The sequence below is a fragment of the Variovorax sp. 01T432 genome (assembly GCF_056398605.1).
Window position 1 is genome coordinate 1 of record NZ_JBFTPS010000060.1, and the last position, 17,436, is coordinate 17,436.

Sequence of the window (17,436 nt, forward strand, 5' to 3'; positions counted from 1 at the left end):
GAAATGCTGCGCCGCTGGTCTCGTCCGCTGTCGCTGGCCGACGATGTCAAGCTGCCCGCGGACATCCGCGTGGACGTCAGCGAGAACGACAAGGAGTACCTCGTCAGCGCCGAGATCCCCGGCGCGAAGAAGGAGGACATCCGCGTCACGATCGACGGCAACTACGTCTCGATCTCCGCCGAGATCAAGAAGGACATGGAAGAAAAGCACGGGCGCACGCTCGTGAAGGAGACCTACCATGGCTCCGTCTCGCGCGGCTTCACGCTGGCGAGCGAGGTCGACGACAAGACCGCCGTCGCCAAGCTCGAAGAAGGCGTCCTGCGGCTGACGCTGCCCAAGCGCGAAGGCGGGGCGAGCCGTACGCTGCGGATCCAATGAACGCCGAGCGCTCGTCCTCGATCCCGAAGGTATCGTCATGAAGACCGATGCACAACTGAGGAGCGACATCCTCGCGGAGCTGAGCTGGGACCCCGCGGTCACCTCCACCGACGTGGGCGTGATCGTCAAGTCCGGCGTGGCGACCCTGACCGGTCACCTCGCCACCTACGCCGAGAAGTTCGCCGTCGAGCGTGCGGCGCAGCGGGTCAAGGGCGTCAAGGCCCTGGCCGTCGAAATGACCGTCAAGATTCCCTCGGCCTATGAGCGCACGGACGCCGACATTGCCATGGCCGCCGAGCGCGCGCTGGAGTGGAACGTGATGGTGCCCGACGGCAAGATCCGCCCGACCGTGGAGAAGGGCTGGATCACGCTGACCGGCGAGGTCGAGTGGGAATTCCAGCGCCGTGCCGCAGAGCGGGCGGTGCGCAACCTGCTCGGCGTGAGAGGGCTGTCCGACCTCATCAAGGTGCAGCCCGTGGCCAAGCCGGCCGAGGTCGAGAAGAGCATCCATGACGCGCTGCTTCGCCAGGCCGACGATGACGCGCGGCACATTGCCGTCACCGTCAACGGCGCCGAGGTGACCTTGCGCGGCAAGGTGCGCTCCTGGGCCGAGCGCGCGGCCGCGCAAGGCGCGGCATGGTCGGCGCCGGGCGTCACCAAGGTCGTGAACGAACTGGTGGTTGGTTCCTGAGTCCGAGTCCGGGCGGATCGCGAGGGGCGGCTTCCAGCCCCTTGTCGTGAAGCTGTACGCGGGCGCTGCGGCGCCGCCTGGCGGGGACTACTTGCCAGGCGCGCCGGCGCCGCCACTGCCGGCGCCACCCGCACCCGCTCCTCCACCACCGGAGCCTCCAGCCCCAGCGCCCCCGCCACCCGCGCCGCCACTGCCGGCGCCAGGACCTCCTGCGCCACCAGCGCCGGCTCCAGAGCCAGCAGCGCCAGCACCACCTGCACCAGCACCAGCACCAGCACCGCCGGCGCCAGCACCACCAGCGCCAGCGCCAGCACCGCCGCCACCCGCTCCGCCTCCCCCAGCTCCGCCACCGCCGGCCCCGCCGCCACCGCCCCCGCCGCCACCGCCGCCACCGCCGGGTCCGCCACCGCCGCCAGCGCCACCTGCACCAGCGCCACCTCCGCCCTCAGGGCCGGGACCTCCGGCAGCAAGCGCCTTGGAGGCGACCACTGCGCCAACAGCGCCAGGGGCGGCAATGGGCCCGGTCGACGAGCCGCCCGCTCGCATCGGCAGGCCGGGCTGCGCGCTGTCCAGGCACAGCGCGTCTCCAAAGGGGTTGTATCGGTCGCAGCTGGTGGGGCGTCTCGTCGCAGGCAGGGCGGCCTGCGGTCGCGTGCCCGAGCGCATCGCGGGCTCCATGGCGCCGACGCCGGGAGGCTCATCGGCAATCACGAAAGCGGGTGCCTTCGCCAAGCGCGACAGCGGAGTGGCGGACGCGTCCGCACTGGCCTTGGATGCGACTCTCGAGGGCGCTTCGCGCGCGGCGCGCAACGGTTCCCCTCTTGGCATCGGCGGCGATGCGACATGGATCGTCGCGTGCGAAGGACGCGATATGGCCGGGGTTGTCCGGACGGGGCGAGGTGCGGGAACATCCTGATCCGTCGGCGGCGCGGACGCGGCGGGCGCGCCGGGCTCCGTCAGCGTCGGCAGGGGATCGGACGGCTTCGCGCCTGCTCCTTCTGTGGGCGCCGTCGCCGGCTCAAGAGCGGCTTGCGCCGCCGGGTCGGCGGCCGGCGCGGCGGGCAAGGCTGGCGGGGGTGCCGGCGACGGATCCGCGGACGCCTCGGGCGGCGGCGCAGCGCTTGTCGCCGGTGGCTGCGTCGGTGCCGCGAGCGGCGGCGGGCTTGCTGCCGGCGGCGGCGTCGGCGCCTCAAAAGGCGCCACGGAGGCGATCACCGTTTGTTCCACAGGCAAGGCGGCTGCTTGCGGGAGCGACGAGGCTGAACTCGGGCGGTCCAGGTACCAAAGGGCAAAAGCGCCGTGAAGCACAGCGAGCGCGATCAACAGCCAGACGACCGACACGTCGGCGCCCGGCGGCAAGGGCATCCGACCGAATCGCCTCGACGTCACGGCGCTCGGCGGCACGCTCGCATCCTCCCTGGCTCCGAACCAGGAGTGCGGGGCCGTGCGGACCATGCCCGGGTCGCCGAAGGTGGAGACGAAGCTCGCCGCCCCGGAGCGGATGCCCGAGAACTTGCCCGCGCAACCCCGACAGTACTTGGCGCTGTCCCTGTTGGCGGTATGGCATGACTCGCAGAATTTCGTCATTGCTTCCTTCCGCGCCGACGCCCGCGCGCCGCGGCGGGACGACTGCACGTCGGCGCGTGCGACGCCGCGCTCAATCGTTGCTCGGCGACAGCGAGCCTGGCGAACATCCGCAGCTCTTCGTCCGTGGGCCCGGGGCCGCAACCGGCGATCTGCCGGCGAAAGGCGACGACGATGCGCGCCTGCACGATCTTCCTGACGCGCATCGCGGCCATCCAGCCACTGCGCGTGACCTCTTCGCCGCGATCGATCGAGCCGTGCGCCGGTCTCTTCCTGCGATGCAGGGCATCGACCCGGCGATGGTTCCTCCTTGCCGCAGACTTCCTTCTCCGTATGGCAGTCTTTGACATTTTTTTCTCCTGAGGAAGCAGGTTGAAAGCGAAAGTGTCACATCTGTAATGCCTTGTCTAGCGGTGAAATCCGCTTGATTGTTGGAAGTCGCCGAAGCGCCTGCCTCACCTGGTAACCGGGCGTTACCCAAGGTGCCTGTTGCGTGTGACAGGATTCGACAAAGTTCATGATCGACACGCGGAGGATGACTCGGATGGACTCACGCGACGAAGACGGGTTGACGCAGGGCCGGCTGGTGCGGATACGCGGCCGCGTGCAGGGCGTCGGCTATCGGGAGGCTTGTGTGCGGCGCGCGCGCACGCTGGGCATTGCCGGCTGGGTCCGCAATCGCACGGATGCCTCCGTCGAACTCATGCTCCAGGGTTCGCCTCAGCAGCTGGAGGCCCTCTGCGGCTGGCTGCGCGACGGCGTGCCCGCGGCGCTCGTCATTGCGATCGAGATCGAACTGCTGGATCAGCCATTGCCGCGCTTCGACCGCTTCGACCGCCTGCCCACCCTGTAGCGGCGGGCCGCATCCGGATTCGTCAAGGGGAGGCGCTGGCCGCGAGCGCGACTTCCCGCAGCGGCACGCCGCACATCTCGGCGAGCACCGCGACGACGGTTTCGTGGTCATCGCGTTGAGGTGCGCCGGAGACGGTGACGGCGCCCACGCAGCCCATGCCGCTCACCCGGATCGGAAATCCGCCGCCGTGGACGGCGTAGTCGCGTGCCGACGCGCCCATCCTCTGTTCCAGCGTGAGCCCTTCCAGTTCAAGGGATCGCCCCACCGCGTAAGAGCTGCTCTGAAGCAGTTCGACCGTGTTGCGCTTGCGCCGGACCCAGTCGGCATTGCCCGGCGTGGTGCCCGGCATGGCGAAGAAGAACACCGTCTCTCGCGCGAGTCGCACCTCGATGGTCAGCGCCAGGCCGCTCGCCTCGCTGCGGGACTTGAGCCGTGTGCCGAGGTCCCAGGCCACGGCATGGTGGAAGTGCGGCAAGTACAGGCGCTTCTCCTGCTCGGCCATGCGTTCGATGTCCTGTTCGATGCCCATTCGGTGCTCCTGGTGCGGGTCATTGATGGGGGTCAGGGTCAGTCCGGCAAGCCGCACGCGACGCCGAGGTAGCGCTTCATGCGCAGCGTGGCGAGCTCCGGATCGGCGAGCACGCCGCAGGCATCGGCCAGCTCGAAGACCCTGGCGAAGTGCGCCGCGCCGCGTGCCGACTGCAGGCCGCCGGCCATCGAGAAGTGCGCCTGGTGGCCGTTGAGCCAGGCCAGGAACACGACGCCCGCCTTGTAGTGGCGCGTCGGCGAGCGAAAGATCTCGCGCGACAGCGCCACGGTCGGGTCCAGTAGTTCGCGAAAGCGCTGCGCGCGGCCGGCGGCCAGTTCGCCGAGCGCGACGGCCGCCACCGATGCGATCGGATCGAAGATGCCCAGCAGCCCGTGCGAGTGGCCGTGCGCGTCGCCCGCCATCAGCTCGGCGTAGTTGAAGTCGTCGCCGGTATACATCTTCACGCCGTCGGGCAGGCGCCGCCGCAGGTCGAGCTCCCACCGGGCGTCGAGCAGCGAGACCTTGATGCCTTCCACGCGCGAGGCGTTGTCGCGCACCAGCCTGGCGACGGTATCGAGCGCGACCGGCAGGTCGGTCGAGCCCCAGTAGCCGCGCAGCGCGGGATCGAACATCTCGCCGAGCCAGTGCAGCACCACCGGCTTCGAGGCGTCGGCCAGCAGCCGGCCATAGAGCGCGAGGTAGTCGTCGGCGCTTCGCGCGCAACGCACCAGGGCGCGGCTCGCCATCAGGATCACGCGGCCGCCTTCGGCCTCGACCACCTCCAGCTGCTCACGGTAGGCGGCCTCGACCTGCGCCAATGTCACGTCGGGGCCCGCCGCCAGCTGGTCGGTGCCGACGCCGCAGGCGAGGTCCGCGCCGGGGATGGTCCGGGCACGGCGCAGGCTGCGCCGGATCAGCTCGCGCGCGACGGGCCAGTCCACCCCCATGCCGCGCTGCGCCGTGTCCATCGCTTCGGCGACCTTGAAGCCGAGCGACCACAGGTGCTCGCGGAAGGCCAGCGTGCGTTCCCAGTCGATGGCGGGCGAGGCGTCCCAGGGGTCGAGGGTGGCCACGGAGTCCACCACCACGTGCGCGGCGGCGTACACGCTGCGATTGAAGGGCGCCGCCTTGCCGCTCGGCGCGATCGGCTGCGCCTTGAGCACGTGCTTCTTCAGCGTGCCGTCGGCCTGGGGAAGGGTGATCTGCATGGGCTTCTCCTGATGAGGCGGGCGCGCGCGGCTAGGCGATGCGCCCGAGGATGTGGTCGGCCGCCTTCTCGGCGACCATGATGGTCGGCGCGTTCGTGTTGCAGGAAGGCACGCGCGGCATGACGGAGGCGTCGACCACGCGCAGGCCCTGCATGCCGATCAGGCGCAGGTCCGGCGTCACGACGCTGCCCGGATCGCTCGCCGCCCCCATCCGGCAGGTGCCGACCGGGTGATGGTCGGTCTTCGCGTTGGCGCAGGCGTAGTCGAAGAGCTCCTGGTCGCTTTCGCGGCGCGTGCCCGGCAGCACCTCGGTCTGCACGTAGCGCCGCAGCGCCGGCTGGCGCATGATCTCGCGCGCCAGCCGCAGGCCCTTGATCGACATCTCGCGGTCGTGCGGCTCCGACCAGTAGTTCGGGTCCAGCAGCGGCGCCGCCGCGGGGTCCTTGCTCGCGAGCCGCACCGTGCCGCGCGATCTCGGTCGCAGGTAGGCCGTGTTCAGCGTGACGCCGGCGTTCTCCAGCTTCGCCATGCCCGCCTCGATGCCGGAGCCGAGGCCGAGATGGAACTGGATGTCGGGCGAGCGCGCATGCGCATTCGCATCGGCATACCAGAAGCCCCCGGTCTCGAACAGGCTCGATGCGACCGGCCCCGTCCTGAGCAGCAGGTATTGCAGCGCCGCGAGCGCGGCATGCTGGGGCTTGTTGTACTTGTCGTAGGTGTGGTCGCCGGTGCACTCGGCGATCACGAACAGGTCCAGGTGATCCTGCAGGTTGGCGCCCACGCCCGGCAGGTCGTGCACGACGGGCAGGCCGACCGAGCGCAGATGGTCCGCCGGCCCGATGCCCGATTGCATCAGCAGCTTCGGCGACCCGATGGCGCCGGAAGACAGGATCACTTCGCGCTCCGCCCGGATCACGCGCGGCGTCGCGTCGCCGGCGCTGACGATCTCGACGCCGACGGCGCGCCCCTTCTGCGCCACCACCCGCAGCGCCCGCGCATGCATCATCACGCGCAGGTTCGGGCGCGCGCGCACCGTCCTGTCGAGGAATCCGATCGATGTCGACGAGCGGCGCGCGTTCAGCTGCGTCAGCTGGTAGTAGCCCAGGCCGTCCTGCCTCGCGCCATTGAAATCGGGGTTGAACGGAATGCCGAGCTCCTGCCCCGCCTGGAAGAAGGCCTCGCAGATCGGCAAGGGGCTGATCGGGTTGGAGACGCCGAGCGGCCCGCCGTAGGCGTGGAATTCGTCGGCGAAGCGCTGGTTGTTCTCGGAGCGCCTGAAGTAGGGCAGGACCTCGCGGTAGGACCAACCCGTGGCGCCCTGCTCGCTCGCCCACTCGTCGTAGTCGGCCGCCGCGCCGCGCGTGTAGAGCTGCGCGTTGATGGACGAGCCGCCGCCGATCACCTTCGCCTGCGTGTAGCGCAGCACGCGATCCTTGAGATGCCTCTGCGGCATCGTCTGCCAGCCCCAGGAGCCGATGCCCCGGGTCATCTTCGCGAAGCCCGCGGGCATGTGGAAGAAGGGGTGCCGGTCGGAGCCGCCGGCCTCCAGCAGCAGCACCTTCGCCGAGGCGTCGGCGCTCAGGCGGTTCGCCAGCACGCAGCCGGCCGAGCCGCCCCCGGTGATGATGTAGTCGTAGCTTTCGGTTGTCATAGCCTGGGGATCGAAAGGGCGCCGTCCACGTGCAGGACGCTGCCGGTTGAGAATGCGAGCTGTCCGCCGGCCAGCGCGGCCACGGCGCGGGCCACGTCCTCGGGATGGCCCCAGCGGCCCATCGGCACCAGGCCATCGGCGATGCGCTGCTCGTAGGCGGCGGCCACGCCTTCGGTCATCGGCGTGCGGATCACGCCCGGCCGGACCTCGAACACGCCGATGCCCAGGGGCGCCAGCCGCAGCGCGAACAGCCGGGTCAGCATGCCGAGGGCGGACTTGGACAGGCAATACTCGCCCCGCTCGATCGAGGCCATCTCGACGCTGACCGAGGACACGGTGACGATGCTGCGCGGCGGCGCCGACGGCGCATCGGCCATGTGGCGCGCCACCGCCTGCGTGAAGAAGAAGGTGCCGCGCAGGTTCACGTCGAGCACCCGGTCGAAGGACGCCGGCGTCACGGCGAGCAGGTCGCCCCGGCTCGGTGCCGGGATGCCCGCGTTGTTGACCAGGCAGGAGATGGGGCCGTGCCATTCGGCGATGCCGGCGACGAGCGCGGCATGTTCCTCGACGCATGCGAGGTCGGACTCGAACAGCCTGCCGCTCGCCCCGTGCGCGGCGATCGCGGCCAGCGTGGGTTCGGCGCCTGCCGCCTCGATGTCCGTCAGCGCGATGTCGAAGCCGCGCGAGGCGAGTTCGATCGCGATGCCGGCGCCGATGCCGCGCCGGGCGCCGGTCACCACCGCCAGGGGTCGGGTCGTGTTCATTGCAGCACCTCCGTGCGCAGGTGATGGCCGACCCGCAGCGCCTGCGCCGCGATGGTCAGGGCCGGGTTGACGGCGGCCGACGAGGGGAAGAAGCCCGCATCCACCACATAGAGGTTGTCGTGGTCCCAGGCCTTGCAGAAGGGGTCGAGCGCCGAATTCGACGGGTCATTGCCGAAACGCACCGTGCCGCACTGGTGCGAGGGCGTGTCCATCGTGAAGGGCCTGGCCAGCACGACCGGATAGCCGGTGCGGCGGATGATGCGGCTGGCGGTCTGCACCCACTTGCGATGGGCGCCCATGTTGGTGCGGTGCCAGCGCAGGTCGATGCCGCCGTCGCCGTTGACGCGCACCGTGCTGTCGCGATGCGGCAGGTCCTCGGACATCACGTACCAGTCCACGCTGTGCTCGGCCAGCCAGCGGCGCAGCGCCGCGGGCGTCCAGGCCGGCATCGCGCCGCGCAGGATCGGCTCGCTCAGCTTGCCCAGCATCTGCAGGTTGCCCAGCGGCGGCCCCTTGCCCTCGGCATCGCCGAAGTAGCAGTCGTTGATGGAGAGCGTCTTCGGAAACTTCGTGCGGTTGCGTCGCGTGGGGTGCAGCGCCATGAGCCCCGTGCAGTTATGGTTCATGAAGAAGCGGCCGACGACGTCGCTGGCGTTGGCCAGCCCGCGCGGATGGCGCGGCGTTGCGGAGCGCTGCAGCAGCGCCGCCGAATTGATGGCGCCCGCGCTCAGCACGAAGAGGCCGCCGTGGATGCGCCGCCTGACGCCGCGCTCGACGACTTCGGCGGCAACGATGCGCCGGCCGCTGTCGTCGGTGATCAGGCGCTCGACGAGCGTCTCGGTGCGCAGCTCGACATTCGGCTGCAGCAGGGCGGGGCGCACCAGGCACATCTCGGCGTCGCCCTTGGCATCGATGCGGCAGGGGAAGGCATCGCAGGTGCCGCAACGCCGGCAGCGCCCGCCCGGCCCGAAATCCACCGCGGCGGGCATCGGGAACGGATGCAGGCCCTGCGCCTCCAGGCGGCGGGCGATCTCGGCCATGACGGGCTCATGCGGAATGGGACCGTGCGCGTAGGGCGCGCCGCGCGGCGGCTCGGTGGGGTCGAGACCGGCCTGGCCGCGCACGCCGAACAACTGCTCGGCCTGTGCGTACCAGGGTTCGAGGTCGGCATAGCGGATCGGCCATGCGGGCGACACGCCGTCCTCCAGCTCCACGGCCTCGAAGTCGCGTTCGCGCAGGCGAAACATCGCCGTGCCGTAGAACTTGGTATGGCCGCCCACGAAGTAGTACTGGCCGGGCCTGAAGCGCCGCTGGCCCTCGGTCCATGTCTCGGTGCTGCGATAGCGCAGCTCGGCGAACACGGCCTCGGGGTCCCAGTTCTCGGGCTCGCGCGGCAGCACCGGGCCGCGTTCCAGGATCAGCACGCGCGCGCCGGTGCCGGCCAGTTGCCGGGCGACGGCGCCGCCGCCGACCCCGGAGCCGATGATCACCACGTCGCGGGCTTCGTTCTCCATGGCCGTCATGCGATGAGCATCTCGGTCTTCGCGTCGAAGCACACGAGCTTCGACAGGTCGACCAGGAAGCGCGCGCGCTGCTCGGGCTTGAGCGGCGCGTCCGGCTCCAGGCGCACGGTGAACTCGCTGCCGCCCATGTTGAGCACCACCAGCGTATCGGCGCCGGTCGGCTCGATGACCTCGATGCGGGCATCGACGAAGCACTGCATCGGCCCGCAGACCATGCCCTCGCGCGCGAGGCTCACCGCTTCGGCGCGGATCCCGGCGATGACTTCCTGGCCGGCGCAGCTCTCCAGCGCGGGCGAGATCACCGATGGCGGCAGCGGGATGCTGACGCCCGGGCTGTCGCCGGCCTGGATGTCCAGACTCGCCGCGCCGTTCTCGCCGCGCAGCCGTGCCTTGATCAGGTTCATGCGCGGCGAACCCATGAAGCTCGCCACGAAGGTGTTCGCCGGCCGGTTGTAGACCTCGGAGGGCGTGCCCAGCTGCTGCAGCACGCCGCCCTTCATCACCGCGATGCGCGTGGCCAGCGTCATCGCCTCGATCTGGTCGTGCGTGACGTAGACGATGGTGGCCTTCAGGCGCTGGTGCAGCTTCTTGATCTCGGTGCGCATGTCCACGCGCAGCTGCGCGTCGAGATTGGAGAGCGGTTCGTCCAGCAGGTAGAGCTGCGGCTCGCGCGCCAGGGCGCGGCCGATCGCCACGCGCTGGCGCTGGCCGCCCGAGAGCTGGCGCGGCTTGCGCTGCAGCAGGTGCTCGATCTGCAGCAGCTTGGAGACCGAGCGCACCCGTTCGGCGCGCGTCGACTTCTCGACCTTGCGCATCTGCAGCGGGAATTCGATGTTCTGCGCGACCGTCATGTTCGGGTAGAGCGCATACGACTGGAACACCATCGAGATGTTGCGGTCCGCCGGCGCGACGTGGGTGATGTCGCGGCCTTCGAGCCTGAGCGAGCCGCCCGAGGGTTCTTCCAGCCCCGCGATGATGTTCATCAGCGTGCTCTTGCCGCAGCCCGAGGGCCCCACCAGCACGAGGAATTCGCCGTCGTGCAGGTCGATGGAGATGTCGTGCAGGATCTTGACCGGCCCGAAGCTCTTCTGCACGTTGACCAGATTGAGGGATGCCATGTCTATCTCCAGGTAAAAGTGTCAAGCGCGATGACGGGCAGCACCGCGGATCCGGCTGCGCCGGTCCGCCGGTGCTGCCGCCTGCAAGGGGGTAGGCGGCCACACGAAGTCGGCAGGCCTGGGGGTGTGGTCGAGTTCATCCTTTGACGGACCCGGCCATCAGGCCGCGCACGAAGTACTTGCCCGAAATCAGGTACACCACGAGCGTGGGCAGCGCGGCGATGAAGGCGCCGGCGAAATGGACGTTGTATTCCTTCACGCCCGTGCTGCTGTTGACCAGGTTGTTCAGCGCGACCGTCAGCGGGTAGGAGCTGAAGTCGCTGAACGAGGCGCCGAACAGGAACTCGTTCCAGATGTTGGTGAACTGCCAGATCACGGTCACCACGATGATCGGCGCGCTGTTGGGCAGCAGGATGCGCAGCATCACGCCGAAGAAGTCCGCGCCGTCCATCCGCGCCGAGCGGATCAGCTCGCTCGGAAACGCCGCATAGTAGTTGCGGAAGAAGAGCGTCGTGAAGCCGATGCCGTAGACGGTGTTGACGAAGATCAGCCCCTTCACCGTGCCCGCGAGCCCGAGGAAGCCCAGGGTCTTGGCCATCGGGATCAGCACGATCTGGAACGGGATGAAGACGGAGAACAGCATCGCCGCGAACATCAGGTTGGCGCCGCGGAACCTGAACTGGGTCAGGATGTAGCCGTTGAGCGCCCCGATGAGCGTGGAGAGCACCACGGCCGGGATCACCAGCAGGAAGGAGTTGATGAAGAAGGGCCGCAGGCCCGTGGGCTGCACGCCGATCTGCGCGGTGCTCCAGGCGCTGAGCCAGGGCGCGACCGTCCAGTCGACGGGCAGCGACATCAGGTTGCCGCCGCGGATCTCGTCCAGCGGCTTGAACGAGTTCACTACCATCACGTACACCGGCATCAGGAAGACCACGGCGCATGCCAGCAGCACGGCGTAGAGGACGATGCGGCCGAGGTCCAGCCGGGGCTGGATGCCGCTGGCGCCGTGCACGTGGACGGCGGCATGGGTTTGCGCGTTAGCCATTTTTCACCTTCCGCATTTCGCTGAAGAGATAAGGAAGAACCACGACGCCGATCCCGAGCAGCATCAGCACCGAGCTGGCGGCGCCGACGGCCATCTCGTTGCGCGTGAAGCTGTACTGGTACATGAACACCGAGGGCAGCCAGGTCGAGCGCCCGGGGCCGCCGTTGGTCAGCGCGATGATCAGGTCGTAGGACTTGATCGCCATGTGGGCCAGGATCACGAAGGCCGAGACGAAGATGGGCCCGAGCTGCGGCAGGATGATGCGCAGGTAGATCTGCCAGGTGCGCGCGCCGTCGACCTTCGCCGCGTTGACCTGCTCGGAGTCCACGCCGCGCAGTCCGGCCAGGAACATCGCCATCACGAAGCCGCTGGTCTGCCAGACGGCGGCGATGACGACGCAGTAGATCGCCATGTCGCTGTCCTTGATCCAGGTGAAGGAGAAGCTTTCCCACCCGAGCAGGTGCATCGAGCGCTCCAGCCCCACGCCCGGGTCGAGCAGCCACTTCCAGGCCGTGCCGGTGACGATGAAGGACAGCGCCATCGGGTAGAGGAAGATCGAGCGGAAGGCGCTCTCGGCGCGGATCTTCTGGTCGATCAGGATCGCCAGCACCAGGCCCAGCGCCATCGCGATGACGATGTAGAGGCTGGCGAAGATCGCGAGGTTGCCCAGCGAGACCTGCCAGTTCTCCAGCCCGAGCAGACGGGTGTAGCTGGCGCTGCCCGCCCATTCCAGCGACGGCAGCATCGTCGAGGTGGTGAAGGACAGGTAGACCGTGAACATGATGTAGCCGTAGACGCACACCAGCACGAGGAGCGCGCTGGGGCTGAACAGCAGCTTGGGCAGGTAACCGGCTTTCATGGGAGGCTCCTCTGGCCGGGCGGCCGATGGGCCGCCCGATGGTCGGGTTGAATTCCGGATCGCTCAGTTCTTGGCGGCCGACACGAGTTCCGCGACCGCCTTCTTGTCGTCGATCTGACCGTTGAAGTGCCGCGTGATGACGTCGTAGAAGGCGTTCTTCAGCGAGGCGGGAACGGCGTGCCCGTGCGCGATCGAGCCGACCATGGTGTTGTTCCTGCTGGCTTCCGCGGCATCCTTGATCGCCTTCTTGCCGCAGTCGTCGAAGGCGGCATCGGAGACGTCCGAGCGTGCCGGCGCGGCGCCCTTGATCACGTTGAACGAGGACTGGAAGCCCGGCTCCATGATGTCGGCGGCCAGCTTCATCTGCGCGGCCGTCTTCTGCGGGTCGCTCAGCTTGAACATCGCGAACTGGTCCGAGTTGAAGGACACCGCGCCCTGCGTGCCCGGGAAGCGGTAGCAGACGAAGTCCTTGCCCGGCACCTTCTTCGCGTTGACGAACTCGCCCTTGGCCCAGTCGCCCATGATCTGGAAGCCGGCCTTGCCGCTGATGACCATGCCCGAGGCGACGTTCCAGTCCCGGCCCGAGAAGTCCTTGTCCACCAGCTTGCGGATCTGCGACATGCGCTGGAACACCTTCAGAGTCGTGGGCGAGTTCAGCGCCTTCGCGTCGAGATCGATGAAGGCCTTGCGGTAGTAGTCGACGCCGCCGGTCGAGAGCACGACGCTGTCGAAGATGGTGGCTTCCTGCCAGGGCTGGCCGCCGTGGGCGATGGCGATGAAGCCCGCCTTCTGCACCTTTTCGGCATCGGCGATGAACTCGTCGAAATCCTTGGGCTCGGTGGTGACGCCCGCCTTCGCCAGCACCTCCTTGTTGGCCCAGATCCAGTTGGTGCTGTGCAGGTTCACCGGCACGGCGATCCACTTGCCGTTGTACTTGGAGAACTTCTGCACCGCCGGCGGAACGATCTTGTCCCAGCCGCCCTTGGTGGCCAGGTCGTTCAGGTCGGCCAGCACGCCCTGCCTGGCCCAGTCCTGCGTGTCGTAGCCCAGCATCTGCACGGCCGTCGGTGGATTGCCGGAGGTCACGCGCGCGCGCACGGCCGTCATGGCGGCTTCGCCGCCGCCGCCGGCGACGGGCATGTCGTTCCATTTGACGCCCTGCTTCTCCAGCGTCTCCTTTAGGACGTTGAGCGCGGAGGCTTCGCCGCCCGAGGTCCACCAGTGGAGGACTTCCACGCTCTGTTGCTGGGCGAATGCCGGCAGCGCGGTGGCGCTGGCGGCGGCGATGGCGAGGCTGATCAGATGCTTCTTCATGGATGTCTCCTTCGGGTGGTGGGGATGGCTCAACGGGGCAGGTACCAGTCGGTCCGCCCGCCGAGGTGCAGGTGCAGCGTCTTGGTCTCTGTGTAGTCCTCGGTCGCGAAGCGGCCGAGTTCGCGGCCGATGCCGCTTTCGCGATAGCCGCCGAAGGGCAGCTCGGCATGGCCTTCGAGGAAGGTGTTGACCCAGACCGTGCCCGCCCGGATGCGGCGCGCGGCGGCCAGGCAGGTGCTGAAGTCCTGGCTCCACACCGCAGCGGACAGGCCGTAGAGCGTGCTGTTGGCCAGTTCGACCGCCTCGTCCAGGTCCTTGAAAGTGAGCACCGCCAGCACCGGCCCGAAGACCTCCTCGCTGGCGATCGCCATGTCGCGCGTCACGCCCGTGACCACGGTGGGTTCGACGTACATGCCCGTCGTGTCGATGCGCGCGCCGCCCAGGGCGATGGTGGCGCCGGCGCGCCGGGCGCCGGCGACATGCGACAGGATGGTCTCGAGCTGCTTGTCGGTGGTGATCGCGCCCACCTGCACGCCGGCCGCGAGCGGGTCGCCGACCCTGACGAGCTTCGAGCGCTCGACCACCGCGGCGGCGAACTTCTCGGCGATCGCCTCGTGCACGAGGATGCGGCTGCCGCTGTTGCAGCACTGGCCCGCGTTGAAGCAAATGCCGAACACCACGGCGTCGAGCGCGGCCTCCCAGTCGCAGTCGGGGAAGACGATCTGCGGGTTCTTGCCGCCGAGCTCCATCGACACCTTCTTCAGGGTCTGCGCGGACTTCGCCACCGCCTGCTTGCCGATGCCGGTGGAGCCGGTGAAGGACAGCATGTCGACGTCCGGATGCGTCACCAGCACGTCGCCGACCACGCTGCCGGGGCCGACCAGGATGTTGACGACGCCGTCCGGGATGCCGGCCGCCAGCAGGATCTCCCCGAGCATCACGGTCGTGCCGGAGGTCACCTCGGCCGGCTTCACGACGGCGGTGCAACCGGCCGCCAGGGCGAAGGGCAGCTTCTGGCTCACGATCAGGAAAGGGAAGTTCCAGGGCGTGATCACGCTGACGACGCCGATCGGCTCGCGCAGCACCACGCCGAGCGTCTTCTCGCCCAGCGTGTTGTAGCTGTCGCCGTGCAGGTTGCGCGCCAGCGTCGCCGCGTAGTGCCACAGGTCGGCGGCGCCTTCGATCTCGGCCAGCGACTGGGCGAGCGGCTTGCCGTTCTCCAGCGTCTCCATCAGCGCCAGCTCCTGCTTGCGCGCCAGGATGCCTTCGGCCACGGCGCGCAGGATGCGGGCGCGCTCGGCGCCTTTCATGTGTGGCCAGGGGCCGCGGTCGAAGGCCCGACGCGCCGCGGCGATGGCCCGTTCGGCATCGGCGACGCCGGCCTTGGCATAGACCGCGACCAGCCGGTCATGCGCCGGCGACTTGCGCTCCAGGGTGCCGCCGTCGGCGGCATCGGCCCACTTGCCGTCGATCAGCAGCTTGCCTTGGAACGGTGCGTCGAAAAGAGAGGGTGCGGTGTGGCTCATGGTGTTGCGTGTGAGTGGGGCTCAGTGGCCCTGGTAGCTGGGAGTGCGCTTCTCGCGGAAGCTGCGGATGCCTTCGGCGGCGTCGTCGGTGGTGGCGGCCAATGCGCCGGCCATCGCCTCCAGCGTCGCCGCCGTGTCCTCGCCCGCGGCGGCGTTGATCAGTTGCTTGGTCAGCTGCAGCGACACCGGGGCCTTGGCCGCCATCTCGCGCGCCAGGGTGGCCGCCCGCTCGGCCAGCTCGCCGGACGGGGCGAGCTCGTGGACCAGCCCGGCGGCCAGCGCGTCGATGGCGCCGCAATGCCTGCCGCTGAGCGCCAGGTACTTGGCGCGGCTGGCGCCCACCAGCTGCACGAGGCGCTGCGTTCCCGACCAGCCGGGGCAGGTGGCGATGGAAGCCTCGGGCAGCGCGAAGCGCGCGTGCCCGGCGGCGATGCGGATGTCCGCCGTGATCGCCAGCTCCAGCCCGCCGCCGAAGGCATGGCCGTTGACGGCCGCGATGACCGGTTGCCGCAGCCGCGCCCACTGGTCGAACACCTGGTGCCCCCGGCGCACCCAGCGGCGCCACATGTCGAGCGGCTGCAGCGCGGCCCACTCGTTGATGTCGGCGCCGACGCAGAAGGCCTTCTCGCCGTCGCCGGTCAGGATGACGACGCGGATGTCGGCGTCGGCATCCAGCGCGCGCGCGGCCTGCTCGAGCTGGTCGAGCATGGCCGGCGTCAGCGAGTTGAGCTTGGCCGGACGGTTCAGGGTCACGGTCGCGACGGCGCCGTCGCGCTCGAGCCGGACGAGCGACTCAGCCACGGCGCGCCTCCTCGGCCTTCAGGCGCAGGGCGAAGGGCGCATCGGTGAACAGCGCCGCGTCCATCAGGCGCAGGTCCTTGGCCACCCGCAACGGGATCTCGGCCTGGTCGAGCACGTCGCGCTGCAGGTCGATGCCCGGCGCGATCTCGCGCACGACCAGTGCGTCGGGGTCCAGGTCGATGACGCAGCGCTCGGTGACGTAGGTGACACGCTGGCCGCGCTCGCGTCCGATCACGCCGCTGAAGGTGATGTGCTCGGCGGCCTTCACGAACTTGCGCGTCTTGCCTTCCTTGAAGATCGTCAGCCTGCCGTCGCCGACTTCGAGCTTCGCGCCCGCGGTGAAGAAGCCCGAGAAGACGATGCGCCTGGCGTGCGAGGTGATGTCGACCAGGCCGCCGCAGCCGGCGGTGAGGTAGGGCTTGGCGCCGAGCTTGGAGACGTTCACGCTGCCGTTGCCATCCACCTGGAGGAAGGACAGCAGGGTCACGTCGAAGCCTCCGCCCTGGAAGTAGGTGAACTGGTTCGGCGAGGCCATGATGGCGTCGGCGTTCGATGCGCAGCCGAAGGCGAAGCCCAGCAGGGGCATGCCGCCGACCGCGCCTTGCTCGATGGCCCAGGTGACTTCGCCGTGCAGGCCTTCCTCGAGAAGGATGCGCGGCACGTTGGCCGAGATGCCGAAGCCCAGGTTCACGGCGTGGCCGCGCGTCAGCTCCATCGCCGCGCGGCGCGTGATCACCTTTTCCGGGCCCCAGGCCTGCGGCTCGAAGGTGGACAGGGGCTGGAAGATCTCGCCGCTGATGGCCGGGTCGTACGGCGTCTGCGTGGTCTGCCACTGGTCGGGGTCGACCACGATGTAGTCCACCAGGTTGCAGGGGACATGCACGTCGTGCGGACGCAGGCTTCCCTGCTGCACCACGCGCTTGACCTGGGCGATGACGATGCCGCCGTTGTTGCGCGCGGCAAGCGCCTGGTCCAGGCCGCCGAGCAGGGCGCCCTCGTGCTCGTAGGTGAGGTTGCCGTGCTCGTCGGCGGTGGTGGCGCGGATGATGGCCACCTGCGGCGCGATGGCCGGGAAATAGAGCCATTCCTGGCCGTCGAAAGTCTCCTTGCGCACCACCGGCCGGGCGGTCGCCGCTTCGTTCATCGCGCAGCCCTGCAGGTCCGGATCGACGAAGGTGCCGAGGCCGACCTTGGTCAGCACCCCGGGGCGCCTGGCCGCCGCGTCGCGGTGCATGTCGAAGAGGATGCCGCTGGGGATGTTGTAGGCCTCGATCTGGTTGTCGACCACCATGCGCCAGATCGCGGGCATCGGCAGCGACGAGGGGCCGCTCGGGTAGGAGCCGGCCAGCACGCGCGCCAGCAGGCCCGGCCTGGCGATGTGGTCGATGCCCTTGATGCCGTACATGTCGCCGGCGGCGATCGGGTTCAGCGTGGTCAGGTTGCGCGGCTGGCCTTCGCGCTCGAAGCGCGCGCCGATGGCCGCGAGGACCTTGTCCGGGCAGCCGAGGCCGCTCGACGAACTGATGCTCACGACATCGCCGGTGCGCACCAGCCCCGCCGCCTGCTCGGCGGTGATCACTTTCTTCATGGGA

16 protein-coding genes are annotated in these 17,436 nt (G+C 69.3%); 3 read left to right on the forward strand and 13 right to left on the reverse strand.

Annotated features, from left to right (window positions below; all coding sequences use genetic code 11):
- Together AC1DNF_RS30105 and AC1DNF_RS30110 are read left to right on the forward strand one after the other, a co-directional pair.
- On the forward strand, nucleotides 1–378 hold a 378-nt coding region (locus AC1DNF_RS30105), incomplete at its 5' end, for an Hsp20/alpha crystallin family protein (protein WP_478152327.1).
- Nucleotides 379–415: 37 nt separating this feature from the next.
- Nucleotides 416–1,069, forward strand: coding sequence for a BON domain-containing protein (locus AC1DNF_RS30110; protein WP_478152328.1), 654 nt, complete (start codon nucleotides 416–418; stop codon nucleotides 1,067–1,069).
- Nucleotides 1,070–2,652: 1,583 nt separating this feature from the next.
- On the opposite strand, the gene AC1DNF_RS30115 is transcribed toward AC1DNF_RS30110, so the two are convergent.
- The gene (locus tag AC1DNF_RS30115) at nucleotides 2,653–3,003 is read right to left on the reverse strand and encodes a hypothetical protein (protein WP_478152329.1); all 351 of its coding nucleotides are present in this window, start codon (nucleotides 3,001–3,003) and stop codon (nucleotides 2,653–2,655) included.
- A gap of 194 nt (nucleotides 3,004–3,197) precedes the next feature.
- On the opposite strand from AC1DNF_RS30115, the gene AC1DNF_RS30120 reads away from it, so the two are divergent.
- On the forward strand, nucleotides 3,198–3,506 hold the full coding sequence (locus AC1DNF_RS30120) for an acylphosphatase (protein WP_478152330.1): 309 nt from the start codon (nucleotides 3,198–3,200) through the stop codon (nucleotides 3,504–3,506).
- A 22-nt stretch (nucleotides 3,507–3,528) separates the two neighbouring features.
- Here the strand turns inward: AC1DNF_RS30120 and AC1DNF_RS30125 are convergent, their stop codons facing one another.
- The 12 genes from AC1DNF_RS30125 to AC1DNF_RS30180 all read right to left on the reverse strand — a co-directional run bounded on the left by AC1DNF_RS30125 (nucleotide 3,529) and on the right by AC1DNF_RS30180 (nucleotide 17,432).
- Entirely contained in the window at nucleotides 3,529–4,035 is a 507-nt protein-coding gene (locus AC1DNF_RS30125; RefSeq protein ID WP_478152331.1) for a heme-degrading domain-containing protein, read from the reverse strand.
- A gap of 38 nt (nucleotides 4,036–4,073) precedes the next feature.
- On the reverse strand, nucleotides 4,074–5,243 hold the full coding sequence (locus AC1DNF_RS30130) for a dihydrodipicolinate synthase family protein (RefSeq protein WP_478152332.1): 1,170 nt from the start codon (nucleotides 5,241–5,243) through the stop codon (nucleotides 4,074–4,076).
- Nucleotides 5,244–5,274: 31 nt separating this feature from the next.
- The gene (locus AC1DNF_RS30135) at nucleotides 5,275–6,894 is read right to left on the reverse strand and encodes a GMC family oxidoreductase (RefSeq protein ID WP_478152333.1); all 1,620 of its coding nucleotides are present in this window, start codon (nucleotides 6,892–6,894) and stop codon (nucleotides 5,275–5,277) included.
- A complete protein-coding gene (locus AC1DNF_RS30140) occupies nucleotides 6,891–7,658 on the reverse strand; it encodes a 3-ketoacyl-ACP reductase (RefSeq protein WP_478152334.1) in 768 nt (255 codons plus the stop codon). Before AC1DNF_RS30140 ends, AC1DNF_RS30135 begins: the two co-directional genes overlap by 4 nt.
- The gene (locus AC1DNF_RS30145) at nucleotides 7,655–9,172 is read right to left on the reverse strand and encodes a GMC oxidoreductase (RefSeq protein ID WP_478152335.1); all 1,518 of its coding nucleotides are present in this window, start codon (nucleotides 9,170–9,172) and stop codon (nucleotides 7,655–7,657) included. Before AC1DNF_RS30145 ends, AC1DNF_RS30140 begins: the two co-directional genes overlap by 4 nt.
- Before the next feature lie 5 nt (nucleotides 9,173–9,177).
- Nucleotides 9,178–10,299 (reverse strand): ABC transporter ATP-binding protein, encoded by a 1,122-nt coding sequence (locus AC1DNF_RS30150; protein ID WP_478152336.1) that lies wholly within the window; start codon nucleotides 10,297–10,299, stop codon nucleotides 9,178–9,180.
- A gap of 136 nt (nucleotides 10,300–10,435) precedes the next feature.
- Nucleotides 10,436–11,293 carry a carbohydrate ABC transporter permease gene (locus AC1DNF_RS30155; RefSeq protein ID WP_478152362.1) on the reverse strand — a complete coding sequence of 286 codons (858 nt, stop codon included), beginning with the start codon at nucleotides 11,291–11,293 and terminating at the stop codon, nucleotides 10,436–10,438.
- Nucleotides 11,294–11,336: 43 nt separating this feature from the next.
- Nucleotides 11,337–12,203, reverse strand: a complete 867-nt coding sequence (locus AC1DNF_RS30160; protein WP_478152337.1) for a carbohydrate ABC transporter permease — start codon at nucleotides 12,201–12,203, stop codon at nucleotides 11,337–11,339.
- Between the two features lie 63 nt (nucleotides 12,204–12,266).
- On the reverse strand, nucleotides 12,267–13,517 hold the full coding sequence (locus AC1DNF_RS30165) for an ABC transporter substrate-binding protein (protein ID WP_478152338.1): 1,251 nt from the start codon (nucleotides 13,515–13,517) through the stop codon (nucleotides 12,267–12,269).
- 29 nt (nucleotides 13,518–13,546) lie between these two features.
- Nucleotides 13,547–15,043, reverse strand: a complete 1,497-nt coding sequence (locus AC1DNF_RS30170; RefSeq protein WP_478152339.1) for an aldehyde dehydrogenase family protein — start codon at nucleotides 15,041–15,043, stop codon at nucleotides 13,547–13,549.
- A gap of 21 nt (nucleotides 15,044–15,064) precedes the next feature.
- Nucleotides 15,065–15,844: an enoyl-CoA hydratase/isomerase family protein gene (locus AC1DNF_RS30175; protein ID WP_478152340.1), complete on the reverse strand. Its 780-nt coding sequence runs from the start codon at nucleotides 15,842–15,844 to the stop codon at nucleotides 15,065–15,067.
- A complete protein-coding gene (locus AC1DNF_RS30180; protein WP_478152341.1) occupies nucleotides 15,837–17,432 on the reverse strand; it encodes an acyl CoA:acetate/3-ketoacid CoA transferase in 1,596 nt (531 codons plus the stop codon). The genes AC1DNF_RS30175 and AC1DNF_RS30180 overlap by 8 nt, the downstream gene beginning before the upstream one ends.
- Nucleotides 17,433–17,436 lie beyond the last annotated feature (4 nt).

Excerpts from the sequence above, each read along its gene's own strand:
- AC1DNF_RS30165 (WP_478152338.1), bottom strand. The coding sequence starts at position 13,517 with ATGAAGAAGCATCTGATCAGCCTCGCCATCGCCGCCGCCAGCGCCACC.
- AC1DNF_RS30125 (WP_478152331.1), bottom strand. The coding sequence starts at position 4,035 with ATGGGCATCGAACAGGACATCGAACGCATGGCCGAGCAGGAGAAGCGC.
- AC1DNF_RS30130 (WP_478152332.1), bottom strand. The coding sequence starts at position 5,243 with ATGCAGATCACCCTTCCCCAGGCCGACGGCACGCTGAAGAAGCACGTG.
- AC1DNF_RS30140 (WP_478152334.1), bottom strand. The coding sequence starts at position 7,658 with ATGAACACGACCCGACCCCTGGCGGTGGTGACCGGCGCCCGGCGCGGC.
- AC1DNF_RS30120 (WP_478152330.1), top strand. The coding sequence starts at position 3,198 with ATGGACTCACGCGACGAAGACGGGTTGACGCAGGGCCGGCTGGTGCGG.
- AC1DNF_RS30135 (WP_478152333.1), bottom strand. The coding sequence starts at position 6,894 with ATGACAACCGAAAGCTACGACTACATCATCACCGGGGGCGGCTCGGCC.
- AC1DNF_RS30145 (WP_478152335.1), bottom strand. The coding sequence starts at position 9,172 with ATGGAGAACGAAGCCCGCGACGTGGTGATCATCGGCTCCGGGGTCGGC.
- AC1DNF_RS30115 (WP_478152329.1), bottom strand. The coding sequence starts at position 3,003 with ATGTCAAAGACTGCCATACGGAGAAGGAAGTCTGCGGCAAGGAGGAAC.
- AC1DNF_RS30170 (WP_478152339.1), bottom strand. The coding sequence starts at position 15,043 with ATGAGCCACACCGCACCCTCTCTTTTCGACGCACCGTTCCAAGGCAAG.
- AC1DNF_RS30180 (WP_478152341.1), bottom strand. The coding sequence starts at position 17,432 with ATGAAGAAAGTGATCACCGCCGAGCAGGCGGCGGGGCTGGTGCGCACC.
- AC1DNF_RS30150 (WP_478152336.1), bottom strand. The coding sequence starts at position 10,299 with ATGGCATCCCTCAATCTGGTCAACGTGCAGAAGAGCTTCGGGCCGGTC.
- AC1DNF_RS30110 (WP_478152328.1), top strand. The coding sequence starts at position 416 with ATGAAGACCGATGCACAACTGAGGAGCGACATCCTCGCGGAGCTGAGC.
- AC1DNF_RS30160 (WP_478152337.1), bottom strand. The coding sequence starts at position 12,203 with ATGAAAGCCGGTTACCTGCCCAAGCTGCTGTTCAGCCCCAGCGCGCTC.